Origin of the sequence: Bombella mellum, assembly GCF_014048465.1 — a bacterium.
Lineage (GTDB): Bacteria > Pseudomonadota > Alphaproteobacteria > Acetobacterales > Acetobacteraceae > Bombella > Bombella mellum.
In genome coordinates this window covers 308,519-324,152 of the sequence record NZ_PDLY01000001.1, presented here as the reverse complement: position 1 = coordinate 324,152, position 15,634 = coordinate 308,519, and the positions used below count along the sequence as shown (strand labels likewise).

General features: G+C 59.1%; 13 protein-coding genes. 4 read left to right on the top strand and 9 right to left on the bottom strand.

The window, feature by feature from the left end:
• Positions 1–81: 81 nt before the first annotated feature.
• From serS to CPA56_RS01370, 8 genes are all read right to left on the bottom strand, one after another.
• Positions 82–1,347: a serine--tRNA ligase gene (gene serS / locus CPA56_RS01405; RefSeq protein WP_182040260.1), complete on the bottom strand. Its 1,266-nt coding sequence runs from the start codon at positions 1,345–1,347 to the stop codon at positions 82–84.
• An 80-nt stretch (positions 1,348–1,427) separates the two neighbouring features.
• Positions 1,428–2,210, bottom strand: a complete 783-nt coding sequence (tatC, locus tag CPA56_RS01400) for a twin-arginine translocase subunit TatC (protein ID WP_182040569.1) — start codon at positions 2,208–2,210, stop codon at positions 1,428–1,430.
• Positions 2,211–2,334: 124 nt separating this feature from the next.
• The gene (gene tatB, locus CPA56_RS01395) at positions 2,335–2,937 is read right to left on the bottom strand and encodes a Sec-independent protein translocase protein TatB (protein ID WP_182040259.1); all 603 of its coding nucleotides are present in this window, start codon (positions 2,935–2,937) and stop codon (positions 2,335–2,337) included.
• A 16-nt stretch (positions 2,938–2,953) separates the two neighbouring features.
• Positions 2,954–3,586, bottom strand: coding sequence for an SMC-Scp complex subunit ScpB (gene scpB, locus CPA56_RS01390; RefSeq protein WP_182040258.1), 633 nt, complete (start codon positions 3,584–3,586; stop codon positions 2,954–2,956).
• Positions 3,579–4,340: a segregation and condensation protein A gene (locus tag CPA56_RS01385; protein ID WP_182040257.1), complete on the bottom strand. Its 762-nt coding sequence runs from the start codon at positions 4,338–4,340 to the stop codon at positions 3,579–3,581. The genes scpB and CPA56_RS01385 overlap by 8 nt, the downstream gene beginning before the upstream one ends.
• Positions 4,341–4,359: 19 nt before the next feature.
• Positions 4,360–5,583: an SPOR domain-containing protein gene (locus CPA56_RS01380; protein WP_182040256.1), complete on the bottom strand. Its 1,224-nt coding sequence runs from the start codon at positions 5,581–5,583 to the stop codon at positions 4,360–4,362.
• 3 nt (positions 5,584–5,586) lie between these two features.
• On the bottom strand, positions 5,587–7,398 hold the full coding sequence (gene argS / locus CPA56_RS01375) for an arginine--tRNA ligase (protein ID WP_182040255.1): 1,812 nt from the start codon (positions 7,396–7,398) through the stop codon (positions 5,587–5,589).
• Positions 7,399–7,586: 188 nt separating this feature from the next.
• Complete coding sequence (locus CPA56_RS01370) at positions 7,587–8,762, bottom strand: deoxyguanosinetriphosphate triphosphohydrolase (protein WP_182040254.1); 1,176 nt, start codon at positions 8,760–8,762, stop codon at positions 7,587–7,589.
• Positions 8,763–8,910: 148 nt separating this feature from the next.
• Here CPA56_RS01370 and CPA56_RS01365 point away from each other — a divergent pair, with 148 nt between their 5' ends.
• The 3 genes from CPA56_RS01365 (at position 8,911) to CPA56_RS09430 (ending at position 12,155) form a co-directional block, all read left to right on the top strand.
• Positions 8,911–9,246 (top strand): HesB/IscA family protein, encoded by a 336-nt coding sequence (locus CPA56_RS01365; RefSeq protein WP_182040253.1) that lies wholly within the window; start codon positions 8,911–8,913, stop codon positions 9,244–9,246.
• Positions 9,247–9,273: 27 nt separating this feature from the next.
• Positions 9,274–10,044: an exodeoxyribonuclease III gene (gene xth / locus CPA56_RS01360; protein WP_182040252.1), complete on the top strand. Its 771-nt coding sequence runs from the start codon at positions 9,274–9,276 to the stop codon at positions 10,042–10,044.
• Between the two features lie 977 nt (positions 10,045–11,021).
• Positions 11,022–12,155, top strand: coding sequence for an AlbA family DNA-binding domain-containing protein (locus CPA56_RS09430; protein WP_229707264.1), 1,134 nt, complete (start codon positions 11,022–11,024; stop codon positions 12,153–12,155).
• A 297-nt stretch (positions 12,156–12,452) separates the two neighbouring features.
• Here CPA56_RS09430 and CPA56_RS01350 read toward each other — a convergent pair whose 3' ends face one another.
• Positions 12,453–13,265 (bottom strand): nucleotidyltransferase domain-containing protein, encoded by an 813-nt coding sequence (locus CPA56_RS01350; RefSeq protein ID WP_182040251.1) that lies wholly within the window; start codon positions 13,263–13,265, stop codon positions 12,453–12,455.
• A 131-nt stretch (positions 13,266–13,396) separates the two neighbouring features.
• On the opposite strand from CPA56_RS01350, the gene CPA56_RS01345 reads away from it, so the two are divergent.
• A complete protein-coding gene (locus tag CPA56_RS01345; protein ID WP_182040250.1) occupies positions 13,397–15,598 on the top strand; it encodes a TonB-dependent siderophore receptor in 2,202 nt (733 codons plus the stop codon).
• The last annotated feature ends 36 nt before the right edge of the window (positions 15,599–15,634 follow it).

The window sequence follows — 15,634 nt, the reverse complement described above, 5'->3', positions numbered from 1 at the left end:
GTCATGGTCCGGGTATCCAGACAGACCATGACGACCATCCGGGTTCTTTCAGGAAAACCCGGATGGACATGAACGGACCTATCAGGCCCGGATGACATCCAGACCGCCCATGTAGGGGCGCAGAACCTCCGGCACCGTGAGGCTGCCATCCTCCTGCTGATGGACCTCCATCAGGGCGATCATGACCCGCCCCACGGCAAGGCCGGAGCCGTTGAGGGTATGGACGAAGACCGTCGTCTTCTCCCGGCGCATCCGGGCATTCATGCGGCGGGCCTGGAAATCCCTCGTGTTGGAACAGGACGACACCTCACGCCATGCCTTCTGCCCCGGCAGCCAGGCTTCCAGATCGTACGTCTTTGCCGCACCAAAGCCCGTATCACCGGCACAGAGCAGCACCCGGCGGAAGGGCAGGCCCAGCCTTTCCAGCACCGTCTCGGCAGCACGGGTCATGCGCTCATGCTCCGCCTCGCTCTCCTCCGGTGCCACGACGGACACAAGCTCACATTTGGTGAACTGGTGCTGCCGGAGCATCCCCCGCACGTCCCGGCCTGCCGACCCGGCCTCTGACCGGAAGCAGGTGGAAAGGGTCGTCATGCGGCGTGGCAGGCTCTCGGCGGGCAGGATGTCCCCCATGACGGAAGCCGTCAGCGGCACCTCACCGGTCGGGATCAGCCAGCGGCCATCATCGGTGTGAAAGGAATCCTCGGCAAATTTCGGCAGCTTGTCCGTGCCATACATGGCTGCGTCATTGACGAGCAGAGGGACGGTCACTTCCTCATAGCCGAATTCACCCGTATGGGTATCCAGCATGAACTGCCCCAGTGCCCGCTCCAGCCGGGCCAGGACACCCCGCAGCATCACGAAGCGGGACCCGGCAATCTTTCCCGCAGAAGGGAAGTCCATCAGGCCCAGAGCCTCCCCCAGCTCGAAATGCTGCTTCGCCTCGAAAGCGAAGGACGGCACCTCCCCCCGCTGATGCACGACCACATTGTCGTTTTCATCCCGGCCATCAGGCACGCCCGCATCCAGCTGGTTCGGCAGGCTCTGGAGAACGTCATCAATGCGCTTCTGTATCTCATTGGCCCGGGCTTCCAGCGTGGCGATCTGGTCCCGCAGGGCGGCACCACGGGCCTCGATCCCGGCCGTATCCTCACCCTTGCGTTTGGCCTGTCCGATCTCCTTGGCCAGCCCTTTTCTCTGCCCCTGGGCCTCCTGCAGCTCGGCCAGGGCGGCACGACGCTGCTCATCCTCCTTCACGAGGGATTCAGCCACGGCAGGCAGGCCACGACGGGCAAGGGCGGCATCGAAGGCGGCGGGGTCTGCACGTAGGGCTTTGAGGTCATGCATGGGTCGGGATACTCCGCTGGGTCTCTACAACTGTCAGGGTCTGTCTATAACCAGTTTCCCCTGCCGGGGGAATGTCGCCTTCAGGCGGCATCCCCACGCTCGGGCAGGGCCTCATCATCGTCATCGGCCGTGACCGGCTTCGGCTCCACCAGGCGGGCGGCAAGGATGGACACCTCGTACAGCCCGACCAGCGGTATGGCCAGCCCGAGCATGGTTATGGCATCCGGCGGAGCGATGACCGCCGCAATGGCAAAGGCCCCGACATAGGCATAACGACGGATGCGCCGCAGCAGGGCCGTGCCCACCAGTCCGGCCCGGACCAGAAGGGTCAGCACCACGGGCAGCTCAAAACAGATGCCGAAAGCCATGATCATCTTCGTGACCAGATTCAGATATTCCGACACACGGGCCTGAAGCTCGATCCCCATCTGGTTCTCACCACCCATCTGCTGGAAGGACAGGAAGAACTTCCATGCAAACGGAAAGACCAGATAATAGGCCAGTGCCGCCCCGGCCAGGAACAGCAGCGGCGTGGCGATCAGGAACGGGGCAAAGGCTTTCTTCTCGTTGCGGTACAGACCCGGCGCAATGAAAATCCATGCCTGGATGGCCATCATGGGAAAGGACAGGAAGAACGCCCCGAACACGGCCACACGCACATAGGTGAAGAAGGCCTCATACAGGGCGGTATAGATGAGATGCGGCTGCTCACCCTTCTGCCGCATGATGCTGGCCAGAGGAGCCGCCAGAAACCGGTATATCTCGCCGGAAAAGTGATAACAGACCAGAAACGCCACGACGAACGTCGCCAGGGACCAGATGATCCGCCGCCGCAGCTCGATCAGATGATCCAGAAGAGGCATGGGCGTGTCCCCTGCGACGGACCGCTCCTGCTGCCGGTCGGTCTCCCCGCCCTGCGGGTGGCCGGGCAGTCCCGGCAGCACCGGTCCTTCCGGCTGCGTGGTCCGTGCGGTCTGGCCGGATGTCTCAGGCTGAACCATGCTGCGGCTCTCCTTTCATGCTTTCAGGGGACCGGGCGGCCGAAAGAATGGCCGTCCGGCGGCCACCGTGAAGGGCAATCTCTGGCGGCAGGAACGCCGGACGGTGCCAGTAGCGGGATTCCTCAATCAGCCGCAGGGCCGTCGTCGGAGGCAGCAGGGCCGGTGCCCGCTCCAGTGCCTCGGCCTGCGCCTGCATCCGGGCATTGTAGGGGCGGGCATGAGAGCGGGCCGCCTCCAGCTCCTCACTGCCCGGCGGTGGCGGCGGGGGTGGTGGAGGCGGAGCCACGGGCAGCCCGTCCTGCCGCCCGAAATCCATCTGCCTGTCCAGAGAACGGTCAGGGTCGATGGCCCTGCGGAGCTGTTCCCGTGGGCTGAACTGCCTGATCTCCCGCAGCTGGTCCCTCGCCTCGCTGAGATCGGCCTCCTTCACCATGTCATCGACATGCTGCTGGAACTCCGCCCCCATCCGGCGGATGGCCTTTATGGCCCTGGAGAGGGTCCGCATGGCCACGGGCAGGTCCTTGGGACCGATGCAGACGAGGGCCACGATCACCAGAAGGGCAATTTCTGTCCAGCTCAGGTCGAACATTGGCGGCCATCTCCCCTCATGAAGGCTGTATGGTGTCTTCTACCCCAGTTCCTCCATCATCGGAAGGCAACTCGAAAAGCAATTCCTCCCGCCGGGGCAGGTCCCCAAGGCTTTCCAGCCCGAAAAGCCTAAGGAACTGGGAGGTCGTCCCCCAGAGCACGGGGCGGCCCGGCACCTCCTTGCGCCCCTTCGGGGTGATCAGCCCTTCTTCCAGCAGGGTATCCAGAATGCTCTGCCCCAGCCGGACACCACGGATCGTCTCGATCTCCACACGGGTGCAGGGCTGGTGATAGGCCACGATGGCCAGAGCCTCCAGCGTTCCCTGGCTCAGCCGCCGGGGCCGTTCGATCACCCTGGCCAGGGCAGGACCAAACATGGCCCTCGTCCGCAGCTGCCAGCCTCCCGAGATGGCCTGAAGCTCCACCGCATGGCCCTCATACCGCCGGGCCACGCCATCCAGCACGGCCCCGGGATTGTCGGCCTGGGCCTCCAGCCCCTGCTCCCGCAGCAGGTTCACGATGCTGCTGGCCGTCACGGGGCCTGCACTGGCGAAAAGCAGGGCCTCCACAAGACTGACGGCCCTGGCGGCCTCATCCTGCCCAGCCATGTCCGGCGGAAGCTCCTGAATGGCTGATGCCGTTTCACTCATGTCCGGTCTCCTCCCGTTGCCGCCATTCGATATCTCCAAAGGCATTCTCCTGCCGCAGCTCGAGCTGCCCGCCACGGGCCATCTCCAGACCAGCCATGAGGGCACCGGCCAAGGCGGCCCGCCGCTCCAGCACTCCGCCCTCGATCAGCTCGGGCAGAACGTCCTTCAGGGACTGCCAGCCTGCCACACGTCGGCTCCCCAGCAGCCGTGCCAGTGCGGACCGGGCCTGCTGGGCACTCCAGTATCGTGTCACACGGGGGGAATAGGTCCTCTTGCGCCCTTCCCGCCGCCGTGCCGCCAGATAGGCCAGCACCAGTGCCGGGACATCCCCCCTGAGCGGGGCCATCTCGATGCGTGTATGGTTCTCGGGTTCAGGGCGGGCAAAAACGTCCCGCCCCAGCCTGGGCCGTTCCTCAAGCCATGCGGCGGCCCTGTGCATGCTCTCGAGGTCGATCAGCCGCTCATGCAGCTGCCCGGCGGCATCCTCCGCCTCGTCATCCTGTTCGGCCGTGGGCAAGAGAAGCCGGGACTTCAGCCAGGCCAGCCAGGCCGCCATGACGAGCCAGTCCGCCGCAATCTCCAGCCGCAGGACGTCCGCCCCCTGCCGGGCACGTTCCACGACCTCCAGATACTGCTCGCTCAGCTGAAGAATGGATATCTGGCGAAGGTCCACCTTCTGGGAGCGGGCAAGGTCCAGAAGAAGGTCCAGCGGACCCTCGAACCCTTCCAGCACGAGATGCAATGCGTCATTCACTGGCCGACATCACCCGCTTTCAGTTCGCCGCCACGGCGCAGGCCTGCGCCTGTGCATGAAGCCGGACACAGAGCTGACGGGCCGCCGCCCTGTCGGCAAAGCTGCCGACCCGCAGGCGGACGAAATTCTTCCCATCCCGTTCCACCTTCCGATAGACCGGCTCATAGGCTCCGAGAAGATCAGGCAGCCTGTGCCGCAGACGGCTCCACTCCTGACGGGCCTGCTCCTCGTTCGGCAGGGCGGCGAGCTGCACCTCGTAGCGGCCGCCCTGCCCTGCCTCACCGCTTTTCCTGTGGGACGTTTCCAGCGGAACCGGAGGAGGCAGAGCCGTCTGCCTGGGGGCGGCAGCAGACGGTGCCGTCCTGTGATGCGGCTCCTCTTCCTCATCCCCGTCATCGGCCTCCCTGTGGGCCGGTGCAGCCTTCTTCTTTTTCACCTCAGGCTTCTTCACGGCCTCTTTGCTGGGGGACTCCGTCTCCTCACCATCATCATCCGAGGCCGCCGTGGGTGCAGACTTCGGCCTGCTGCCAGCACCCTCCGGAGCTTTCACGGCCTCTCCTTCCTCGGACGCTGCCGGGGTCTCCGGTGCCTCCTGTTTATGATCCATCGGAGCCGGAAGGGCCTCCACGATACCATCCTTCACCACGGTGGTGGTATCATCACCCGCCACACCCGTATCGGAAGACGTTTCCTTACCGGCTGGAGCGGCCATCCCGCCTGCCGCCGATGACGTGGCGGCAGGAGAGGACCCGGCAGACGACGCCTTCTGGGCCGCATCGGCGGAGGCATCGGCCGCCCGCTGCTGCTCCATGCGGCGTGCCAGAAGACCGGCATCCGGCTGTTCCGGCGGAGGAGCCAGATGCACGGCTCCCTTCCCGGTCACGTCACTTTTCGTCGTGTCGTCCCCCATGACCATCATGCCACCGGGGTCTTCCGGACGGTCCTTGACGGGATAGGGCGGCGGCCCGATGACGGGCACGCCAGCCGGATGATGCGTCACCACCCAGCTCCACACGCCCCCTACCACCAGCAGCAGGGCAGCCCCGGCTACCCCGAGCAGCATCAGTCCACGCGTGCCGGAATGCGACCCGATGAGCGAGGCCATGAATCCCGGCCTGGGGGCGTATCCATGCCCCTCCCGGGCGGCCATCCGGCCAAGGGGCCTGCGTCCCTCCGCTCCCAGACGCTCATCCTGATGAGGCGGCGACACCCTGCTGTTGCGGTAATCGTCCGGCATGGACATGGCTCAGCGCAGCTCCTCTACGGCTTCGACACCAAGGATGCCAAGGCCGATCCGCAATGTTGAGGCGATGGCGGCCACGAGGGCCAGCCGGGCCTTGCTGGCCTCCGGTGCATCATCCTGGATGAAACGCAGGCTGGTTTCCTCACGCCCCCGGTTCCAGAGCGCATGGAAATCCGATGCCAGATCAATGCAGTAGGTGGCGATGCGGTGAGGCTCCCGGGCAAGGGCGGCGGCCTCGACCTGCCGTGGCAGGCTGGCGATGCGGCGCAGGACGGCCAGCTCCTCGTCCGCCGTCAGGATGGACAGGTCCTGCCCGGCGAGAGCCTCGTCCGTCACGGCGGCGGCACCATAGGTTTCCTCCCCCAGCCGCAGGACGGACCGGCAGCGTGCATGGGCATAATTGACGTAGAAGACCGGGTTGTCCCGGGTCTGCGCCACGACGGCGTTCAGGTCGAACTCCATCTGCGCATCAGCCTTGCGGGTCAGCATGGTGAAGCGCACGGCATCCCGGCCCACCTCATCAATCAGGTCCCGCAGCGTGACGAAGGTTCCGGCCCGCTTGGACATGCGCACCGGCTCACCGTCCTTCACCACACGGACGATCTGGCACATGACGACCTCAAAATCCGTCTTCCCTTCCGTCAGGGCGGCGACGGCAGCCCGCATACGGGAGACATATCCGCCATGATCGGCTCCCAGAACGTCGATCAGCAGATCGGAGCGGGACGCCTTGCGGGCGTGATAGCCGACATCATTGGCAAAGTAGGTGTTGGACCCGTCCGACTTCCGCAGGGCACGGTCCTGATCGTCACCGAAATCGGTGGAGCGGAACAGCGTCTGCGGGCGGGCCTCCCAGTCTTCCAGCTTCTTGCCCTTGGGCGGCTCCAGCACGCCCTCATAAAGCAGGCCTCGCTTCTCAAGGCTGGCAATGGCGGCATCAACCTCGCCGCTCTTCAGCACCTCAGCCTCGCTGCTGAAAATCTCATGATGGATACCCAGAGCGGCAAGGTCATCACGGATCATGCCCATCATGTGCTCAAGAGCTTCCGCACGGACGGTCCCGAACCATGTCTCTTCCGGGGCCACGCCACCATCTGCGGACGCAAGGGAGCGGCCATGTTTCTCGGCCAGGGCCTGTCCGACGGCGATGAGATACTCACCCTGATATTGCAGGCCACTGGGTGCCAGCTCTCCGAACTCTTCGGCAGGAATTTCCGTGCCGATCGCCTGAAGATAACGCCAGTAGGCGGCCCATGTCAGGGCGATGACCTGTGCCCCGGCATCATTGACGTAATATTCCCGTGTGACCTTGAAGCCTGCGGCATCCAGCAGGTTTGCCAGCGCATCCCCCACGACGGCACCACGGCAATGGCCGACATGCATCGGGCCTGTCGGATTGGCGGACACATACTCCACATTGGCACGACGCCCCGCCCCGAGGGTGGACCGCCCATAGGCCGCCCCACGCTTCAGCACGGCCCGGGCGACGTCGTGGAACAGTTCCGGCTTCAGCGTCATGTTCACGAAGCCCGGACCGGCCATCTCCACATGGGCGATCTCCGGCAGGGTGGTCAGCTCGGCCACCAGCTCCCTGGCGATCTCGAACGGCTTGCGCCTTGCAGGTTTGGCAGCCAGCAGGGCAGCATTGGTGGCCATGTCCCCGTGGGCGGCATCACGGGGAGGCGTCACCTCCACCCGGGCGGCCACATCATCCGGCAGGTCCGGCAGGACAGCCCTGAGAGCCGTCACGACCTTCTCCCGCATGACGGCGAAAAGACAATCCGGTGATGATGCTGTCGGGGCAATGCCTGCCATATTCTGTAACTTTCTCTCAAACCTGCCAGAGGTCCCGCACACCCTGCGGGCGGAGACCATGATCCAACACACGGACGGGTCGGCCACGCCGCCCTCCATGCCTGCGCTGCCCCCACTATAAAAGCCGCCGCCTTTTTTTGAAACAGTCCAGAAGACACTCCTCCGGCAGAAGGCATCCCCGGGCGGCCTCACCCCAGAACGGACAGGTCCATCAGGCGGCGGTGCTCCTCCATGGCGAAACGGTCCGTCATACCAGCGATGTAGTCGGCCACCACACGACGGGCGGCCACCTCGTTGCCCGCACGCCGCCGCTCCAGGGCCATTTCCTGCCAGGGGGTAGGCAGGAGTTCCGGCTCGTCCCCCAGAATGGCGCATATTTCGGCCAGGGCAATGCGGGCCTTGCGGGTCATCCGCCGGACACGCCAGTGACGGTACATCCGGGCATGAAGGAACTTGCGGATTTCCCGGTTCCGTTCAGCCATCTCCGGAGAGAATTCGACGATGGCCCGCCCGGCCTGACGTACCTCATCGGCACTCTGCGGCTTCAGCTCCGCCAGTGTCTGGCGGCTCCGGGCGATCAGGTCACCGACCAGCCGGTTGATGACACGCCGGACCGTCTCATGACGGATGCGCTGGTCACGGTCGAACGCTCCATGCCCCGACCAGTCCAGAGACCGAGCCTCCTCGAGACAGGTTTTCAGCAGGGGGACGGCCTCGATGTCCTCAAAGCTCAGAAGACCGGCACGGAGGCCGTCATCAAGGTCATGCCCGTGATAGGCCACGTCGTCACAGATGGCGGCGATCTGCGCTTCCACAGAGGCATGACTGGAGAGTTCCAGCGGGTAGCGTCCATCAAAACTGGCCAGCCACGGTGCGGGGCGACGGACAGGTCCATGATGTTTCGCCAACCCTTCCAGCGTCTCCCATGTCAGATTGAGGCCGTCGAACCCATGATAGCGGGCCTCGATCTCGGTGACCTGCCGGAGGGACTGGATGTTGTGGTCAAACCCGCCCCAGTCCTTCATGGCGGCCTGCAACGCATCCTCACCGGCATGACCGAAAGGCGTGTGACCAAGATCATGCGCCAGGGCGATCACCTCCGTCAGGTCTTCATTGACGCCCAGCGTCCGGGCGATGGAGCGGGAAATCTGGGCGACCTCCAGCGAATGGGTCAGCCGGGTGCGGAAGAAGTCCCCCTCATGATTGAGGAAGACCTGCGTCTTGTACTGCAGCTGACGGAAACCGGATGAATGAAGCACCCTGTCCCTGTCACGCTGCCACGGCGTGCGGGTCTGGCTCTCCTCCTCCGTGAACTGACGCCCACGGGCACCCTGCCGCTGCACTGCGTATCTGGCCATTTCCATCTGCCATCCCCATATCCGAGCGGGCCGCACGAAGCATACAGCCTTTCCGGTTTCGATTCTTGGCGGTCAGCCTTATAGTGTCAACAGCATCTCCACCATCCCGGCCGCAATGGTGTGAGCAGTCATGACGATATGGAGAGATTTTTCCATGGCCGATTTTAGCATTTCAGCGGCAGCCGCCGCCCGCATTGCAGAGATCATCAGCCAGCAGGCCGAGCCTGACGGCATGGCCCTGCGTGTGTCCGTCCTCGCCGGGGGGTGCAACGGCTTCCAGTACCAGTTCAAGCTGGTGCGGGAGAAAGAGGCTGGTGACCATCTGATCGAAAAGGACGGGGCCCGCGTGTTCATCGACCCCGTCAGCTTCGACCTCCTGGAAGGGGCCGAGCTGGACTTCATCGACAAACTGATGGGTGCCCATTTCACCGTCAACAACCCCAACGCCGCCTCATCCTGCGGGTGTGGCAGCAGCTTCTCCCTCGCCTGACCTTTCACTCTGGAGGCCCACCACCCCATGTCCCTGACCTTTGCCAGCTGGAACATCAACTCCATCCGCACCCGTGCCCATCTGGTGAAGGACTGGCTGGACCGTAACCCGGACTGCACCCTGCTGTGCCTTCAGGAGATCAAGTGCGAGGCGCACCAGTTTCCGAAACTCTTTGAGGAAGCCGGATTTCACGTCGCCGTGGCAGGGCAGAAGGCCTATAATGGAGTGGCCCTCATCAGCCGTGTTCCCCTGCCCGTCACGACCGATCATCTGCCCGGCTTCGAGAGTGACGAGGCCCGCTACATCGAGACGGAGCTTGAAGAGGTCACCATCGGCAACCTCTACCTGCCCAATGGCAATTCAGGCGGGGATGCCGGTTTCGCCAAAAAGCTGAACTTTCTTGAAGCCCTGCACCGGCGGTCCCTGACCCTGCAGAAAGAAGGGCGGTCCTTTGCCTTCATCGGGGATTACAATGTCTGCCCGACGGATGAGGATTACGCCCCCAAGGCCCTTTCCCCGGATGATGCCCTGCTCCGCCCGGAAAGCCGTGCGGGCTTCCGCCGCCTTCTCTGGTCCGGCCTGACGGACGCCCTGCGCTGCCTGCACCCTGCGGGGCGGCATTACACGTTCTGGGACTATCAGGCGGGAGCCTACCAGCGCAATTCCGGCCTGCGGATCGACCATGCCCTGCTCTCCCCCCGCCTTGCCGACCGCCTGACCGGCTTCACCATCGACAAGGACGAACGGGGTCGGGAGAAGCCATCCGACCATGTGCCAGTGGTGATAGACCTAACGTAAACTATATTCCTCCCAAACCTTTCCGTTGATTATGACCGATACTCTAGAAACGAAATGCACTTCATTGACCACAATTATTGTTTTTCAAGAAGTTCCATGATTCATTCCATCCCCATGGCATGGAAAACAAACCGACACATCCCGCAACAATAATTACAGACACAAAAACCAACAATCAATAAATAAAAGAAAATAAAATTATTATAATCGTATGAGAACATGGTGCCATATGATAATTCATAGAAGCATAATATAAATTTTTAAAATTTTCTCATGGAGATATTTTCAAACGAACATTCTTCATTTAGCATTCAAGAATCTGATGTGTTTTTTAACGGGATATCATAATCATGGCCGAACTTTCAGCACAGCCAACCTCTATCCAATCCGTATATAGCTGGTACGCTCAAGACCGGCTCTTTGTTAATCGCAGATACCAAAGAAAACTTGTATGGTCTCTTGAAGAAAAGCAAAAACTAGTTGAGTCTATTCTAAAAAATACCCTATTCCTGCGATTCTTTTAGCTGAAAAAAAAAGCCGACTCCGAGTCTTTTGAAATTATTGACGGATTACAACGCATAAATGCTATTGTCTCCTTTATAGAAGGCTCATTTCCTTTATCAGATGGTAGATATTTTAATATAGTAGAATTTCCGACAGCTCGGGCACGACTTGAAAGTCAGAAGTTTACGACCTCAAATACAGGAAAAGAAATTACAACATCTGAAGTAACAACCATTCTTGACTATTCTCTTCCCTTTTCTGTTATGAGAAAAGCAACAAACGAGGAAATTGATGATGTCTTCAATAGAATTAATTCGTATGGGCATCGTTTAAGCGAACAGGAACGGAGACAGGCGGGTATTCAAAATGAATTTTCCAACCTCGTTAGGGAGCTAGCGTCTACCATCAGGGGTGATGAGTCCTCGCAGATTATATTATTAAATAAAATGCCAGAAATTTCAATTGACTTACCCATGACGAAGCATGGTTACGATGTAAAGGCTGATAACGTATTTTGGTGTAAACAAGGAATATTACGTTCTACCGATTTAAGAGACAGCATGGACGAACAGTGTATTGCCGACATAGTAGCATCCATTGTTTCTGGCACTGTATTGGAAAGGTCTAAAGATGCCTTGGATAATCTATATGAAAAATCAAGCGAGATATGTAATCATTTAAATTATTATGGAAAAGATAAAATAAAATCTGAATTTCTTTACTTCATTGATCAAATAAAAAAGATTTGCGAAGCAGGAGACGCCCCCAATCAACTTAGAAAAATAATTTTTGAAGGCACAACTACAAACTCGTTTCCTGCAACATTTTCATTATTGTTTATTGCGCTCCATGAGAAATTTACAAAAGATAAATTATCCATTTCAAGCTATAAGGGGTTAAAAGAATCCATCAACAATATCACACGCCGTCTCGATACCTCTCGCCGATCAACATCTGCACCTGAACGCCAGAAAAATATTAAAACTATAAAAGGAGTGATAGAAGACTGTTTCTTTAGCGAAGACCCCTCTTCATCAATATATTCTGACCATAAGGCTTCTGATATAGAATCCTATATCCGTCGTTCAGGTCAGGAAGTTGCAAACTACGAATTAAAACAAGGAATCGTCTCTTTAGATGGCGATCGCAAAATTAATATTAAGCTACTTGATAGAATAACAAAAACCATTTGCGCTATTGCAAACAATGGTCCAGATAGAAGCGGTCGAATTTTGATTGGTGTTTCTGATAAAGAAGACGATACGCAAAGAATTGAGAAATTAGATAAAATTCAACCCCGCAAAGTTGGGGACCGTTCGGTAGTAGGAGTACACCGTGAAGCTAAGCGGCTAAACATGCCCTTTGAAAAGTATTTCAGTAAAATTAGAGAACATATTGACGCATCTACCCTATCTCAGCCATTAAAAAATTCTGTACTATCGTCTATAGATTTTAACGACTATTACGGCTTAGGTATAATAGTAATAAGCATTCCTCCACAGAAAGAACCATCATATCTGAATGATAAAATCTACTGGCGGAATGGAGATCATACTGAGGAGGCCACGTCGGCCAAAGCTATTGCCAGCATCATCCAGAGATTCTAATTATTCAATGATACTGTGGTGGAATTTCTTTTTAATATACTGAAACTCCACCACAAAATCATTTTTGGTAAGCATAAAACTGTTTTTGTTGAACCGCAACAAACATCCCTTTTCTCCTATGGGGTCCTTACAATCCAAAATATACCCTAGCTGCGTAATGCGATCATTTTTCTAATATTATCTCCATAAAATCAAAATTACGTCTATTGTAAATACCTCAATAACTTCCATGATATCAGTTTCCATCTTATTATCCTACTCTAGGAAGAATTATATCAAGATCCAATAACTCTTAACCTACCTCTTCCATATCATTTCCTGAAATAGCTCCTCGGCCTGCTCGTGCACGTCCGTGCCCGGCCTTGGCAGGGTCATGGCCTCGGCATGGGCGAATTCGGCTTCGATCAGCTCATTCACGGCAGGGATGGAAGGGCCGCCCTGCTGCTCCCGGCTTCTGGACTTGAGGTGCAGCAGCTCACGGATGGGTTCCAGAACGGACGCCGGAAGGTCGCAGCCCTGACAGAGAGCCTGAAAGTTCATCGGTGGCTGGTCATGCTCATGCAGGCGCATCCAGCGTAAGGCCATGGCCGGGCGAAGCGCATAGAAGAGCCGCTTGTAATGCGTGCTGCCATCCTCCCTGATCGCCCGTCTCCAGCTGTTGCGGCCCAGATTCAGATAATGAAGCTGGCAGCTCAGTCCAGCTTCGATCTGTCTGGCAAAAGCAGCCAGCTCATCCGCTTCCTCCCGCCACAGATAACGCACCGGGCTGACCAGCCATTCCATCAGGGTTGGATTGGGTTTCGTCAGCAGGTTCAGGGCCTTGCGCAGGTCCCAGCCATTCACGTCCAGATCATCGGAAATGGGCAGCTCGATCACGTCCCGACCCGGCTTCAGGGACAGGTACCAGTCCAGCCTGTGACGGTAGATGAAGCGGACATCGTAGTCACTGTCCGGTGAGGGAAAGCCCCAGGCACGGCTGCCGCTCTCCACGGCGAACAGGATGTCAACATCATGATCCCGCTCGATCTGACGCAGGATAGTCATGACCTCCTCCCGTATATCCGGTGCAATTTCCGGCACATAATCCGGCATGATCTCATCAGCACACATCTGCGACAGGCTCCTCTTTTCCATGCTTTTCCGAGACTGCGCCAGAGGCGGGCGAAAGGAAACGGCTTGATTTTAAAAATAATTTTAATATTAAAACTGATTTTAAGAATCACTCTCATAAAACAGGTTTCATGCGTACAGCCCTCCGTCCCCTGCTCACCTGCTCCACCCTTGCCCTCTGCGCCTCCACGCCCGGCTGGGCCGAAACGGCCCCCGCTCCCTCTGCCGCCGCCGTTTCCGCCCCCGCTCCTGACGGGCAGAAAACCGCCAGAAAAAAGAAATCCCCTCCCCACAGACAACCAAAGGAGGAACTGATCCATGTCCATGGCAATGGCCGCATCAGCTATGGGGCCGAAGAAAGCAGCATCGGCGACAAGACGGGCGTTTCCTTCCTCCAGCAGACGCAGACCGCCAATGTCGTCACCCATCAGACGATCAGAGACATGGACCCGCAGACCATGGAGGACGTCGCCAAATATGTTCCCGGCATCACGATCGGCAACAGCTTTGGCGGCACGCAGGACAGCCTGCTGAAACGGGGCTTCGGCGGCCCGGATGACGGATCCATCCTGCGGGACGGCGTGCGTATGCCCATAGGCCGCAACTTCACCACCGCCACGACCGAACGTGTCGAAATCCTGAAAGGCCCTGCCTCGCTGTTCTACGGAATGCAGGAGCCGGGTGGCGTCATCAACATCATCACGAAACAGCCCCGCAAGGACTGGGCAGCCTCCCTCAACAGCTCATGGGCCTCACTGGGTGGAGGCTCCGGAACGCTGGATGTGGGCGGCCCTCTATCAGCCAGCAGGGAACTGACCTTCCGCCTGATCTCGAACTTCAGGAATGAAAATTACTGGCGCAATTTCGGAGCGAACAAGGAAAAGATCGTGGCCCCAAGCCTGCGCTACGACCATCAGCGGCTCAGGCTCGACCTCTCCTACCAGTGGGAGGACTATCACAACGTGCTGGATCGGGGAGCTTTCTTCTACAATGGCAGGCCCATCAGTGGGCGCAGATACCGGCTGGACGAACACTGGACGGCCGATTACGGCACACGCCATCTGCTGGCAGGAGCCGCGGAATACCGGCTGACACGGCATGACCGAATACGTCTCACCGGCGGCTGGAATGCGGACAGGTATCACGACCGGCAGGCAGACCCACGGGACTACAACCCGACCACGGGCATCCTCCGCCGCCGCTTCCGCAGCAATACCGGCACGACCCGTGCAAACAGCTACGTGGCCCTGGACATCATCTCCGAACACAGGCTGCTCGGCATGACGCACAAGATCGCCATGGGGGGCGATTACGAGAACCGGCGCATCACGCAGGGAAGCTTCCTGACCGGCAGCACCTATGGCGGGTTCCAGCCCTCGGCCCCCGTCTATGGCCGCCTCCCCAGAACGGGAGTGGATGACAGAAGCCTCGGCTATTTTCACACCCGCATCAACAGTGCGTCCTTCTACTTCAAGGACAACATCCATATCGGCCACGGACTCACCATTTCACCGGGTGTCAGGTACCAGTGGTTCCATTACGCCTATGGCGGCGGGGAGCCTTTCATCAAGGCCACGGATTCCTCCTATGCGAAGCCACTCCCTTTCATTGGCGTCGTCTACCAGCCCACTAGGCATGTCTCTTTTTTCTGGGATTACTCCCAGTCCTACAATCCCAACCAGATATCTCCCGGGACGGTGCTGACCAGCGGGTACAAGCCCACGAGTGGCCGGCAGTTTGAGGTCGGTGCCCGCTATCAGAAAGGCTTCCTGACAGCGGATGTCGCCCTCTACGACATTCACAAGAAGAACATCCAGCAGACCGACGGACAGACCGACACCGGTGCCCTGCGGCAGCGTCTCTCCGGGCTGGCCGGCTCCAAGGGCGTGGAGGCCGAGATCAATGGCCGCCTCACCCGCCACTGGAACATCATCACCAATTACGCCTACACCTATGCCCGCACCATGAAGGACATTCCCGCCACACAGGGGAAACTCCTCACCAACGTGGCCCGCCACACGGGGGGCGGCTATCTGACATATCAGACCAGCCTGCCCTGGCATCACTCCAGCCTGCGTCTTGGGGCGGGAGCACGCTATGTCGGGCGGCGGCCCGGGGATGCCCGCAACAGTTTCTGGCTGCCCGGCTATGCCACGGTGGATCTTTTTGCCGCATGGAAGATCAGGCAGGTTTATGGCCATACGGCCAGCCTTCAGCTCAATGCCGACAACATTGCCAACAAGGCCTATTTCATCTCCAGTTCAGGAGCGAACACCCGTGTCTCATGGGGACAGGGGCGGACCATCCGGGTCAGCATCGGCATTGCCCTGTAAGGAGAGGACCACGAAAAAGGCCGGAGCGGATCACAC

What these genes read in the sequence shown, in the direction of transcription:
- tatC (WP_182040569.1), bottom strand. Translation starts at nt 2,210, where the DNA reads ATGCCTCTTCTGGATCATCTGATCGAGCTGCGGCGGCGGATCATCTGG.
- scpB (WP_182040258.1), bottom strand. Translation starts at nt 3,586, where the DNA reads ATGAGTGAAACGGCATCAGCCATTCAGGAGCTTCCGCCGGACATGGCT.
- CPA56_RS01365 (WP_182040253.1), top strand. Translation starts at nt 8,911, where the DNA reads ATGGCCGATTTTAGCATTTCAGCGGCAGCCGCCGCCCGCATTGCAGAG.
- CPA56_RS01370 (WP_182040254.1), bottom strand. Translation starts at nt 8,762, where the DNA reads ATGGAAATGGCCAGATACGCAGTGCAGCGGCAGGGTGCCCGTGGGCGT.
- CPA56_RS01350 (WP_182040251.1), bottom strand. Translation starts at nt 13,265, where the DNA reads ATGTGTGCTGATGAGATCATGCCGGATTATGTGCCGGAAATTGCACCG.
- serS (WP_182040260.1), bottom strand. Translation starts at nt 1,347, where the DNA reads ATGCATGACCTCAAAGCCCTACGTGCAGACCCCGCCGCCTTCGATGCC.
- tatB (WP_182040259.1), bottom strand. Translation starts at nt 2,937, where the DNA reads ATGTTCGACCTGAGCTGGACAGAAATTGCCCTTCTGGTGATCGTGGCC.
- CPA56_RS01345 (WP_182040250.1), top strand. Translation starts at nt 13,397, where the DNA reads ATGCGTACAGCCCTCCGTCCCCTGCTCACCTGCTCCACCCTTGCCCTC.
- CPA56_RS09430 (WP_229707264.1), top strand. Translation starts at nt 11,022, where the DNA reads ATGACGAAGCATGGTTACGATGTAAAGGCTGATAACGTATTTTGGTGT.
- CPA56_RS01380 (WP_182040256.1), bottom strand. Translation starts at nt 5,583, where the DNA reads ATGTCCATGCCGGACGATTACCGCAACAGCAGGGTGTCGCCGCCTCAT.
- xth (WP_182040252.1), top strand. Translation starts at nt 9,274, where the DNA reads ATGTCCCTGACCTTTGCCAGCTGGAACATCAACTCCATCCGCACCCGT.
- argS (WP_182040255.1), bottom strand. Translation starts at nt 7,398, where the DNA reads ATGGCAGGCATTGCCCCGACAGCATCATCACCGGATTGTCTTTTCGCC.